Consider the following 333-nt stretch of genomic DNA (forward strand, 5'->3'; position numbering starts at 1 on the left):
TATGACGATAGGTAATCCTTTGAAGTTATCTCCAGATTTTCCCCCGTCCCACACCGTGCGTGAGACTTTCACCTCACACGGCGTTCCCTCGTTTGAATTGTAGATATATTATGCGACCAATTTAAAATCTATCGGTTCTAAATTTGCTTGTTTTCTTAATTGGTTAAATTTTGATTTCGATTTAACTGTCCAATCTTTTGATGATTGTAGAATTAATTTAATATTAGTTGAGTGTATAAGTTTATGTATATCCTTATGAACTATAATTAAGTTATCATATTTATCTGTTCCACCAGATTTTAGTGGAACTTTATGATGGCAATGTACTTCATC

Annotated in this window: 1 protein-coding gene; it reads right to left on the reverse strand. The window is 32.7% G+C overall.

Going from position 1 to position 333, the window contains the following annotated elements:
- Positions 1–108: 108 nt before the first annotated feature.
- Positions 109–333: HNH endonuclease signature motif containing protein (locus KGF39_RS19625; protein ID WP_227823595.1), on the reverse strand; the 225-nt coding region annotated here is incomplete at its 5' end.

It is taken from the genome of Clostridioides sp. ZZV14-6345, assembly GCF_020657775.1.
Classification (GTDB): Bacteria; Bacillota; Clostridia; order Peptostreptococcales; family Peptostreptococcaceae; genus Clostridioides; species Clostridioides difficile_D.